This window comes from Streptomyces sp. P9(2023), from assembly GCF_032436795.1.
Taxonomy (GTDB): Bacteria; Actinomycetota; Actinomycetes; order Streptomycetales; family Streptomycetaceae; genus Streptomyces.
Genome location: NZ_JAUPWM010000534.1, coordinates 1 through 266 on the forward strand (window position 1 = coordinate 1; position 266 = coordinate 266).

Sequence of the window (266 nt, forward strand, 5' to 3'; positions counted from 1 at the left end):
TCGGGTGCGGTAGGTGGTGCTCATGATTTTTGCGGGCCTTTCAGGATGTTGGGGGTATCCGAGTATGGGTCTAGGGGTTTGAGGCCGTCCTGTGTCGCCACGTGAGAGCAATGAGCGGCATTCCAGCGAGTATCCACCAGGCCGGTCGTCCACTGCCCGGACCGGTTTCTGGTCATGCCCCGGTCGAGCATCTCTGCCTCGGTGAGGCAGCGGCGGCGGGCCGGGCCGGTGATTTGCCCGTGCTTCCCGGTGCGGTGCATGTCGCC

General features: G+C 64.7%; 1 protein-coding gene. It reads right to left on the reverse strand.

The genetic code is table 11. From position 1 onward, the window contains the following. Nucleotides 1–20: 20 nt before the first annotated feature. On the reverse strand, nt 21–266 hold a 246-nt coding region (locus tag Q5762_RS38615), incomplete at its 5' end, for a hypothetical protein (protein ID WP_315896987.1).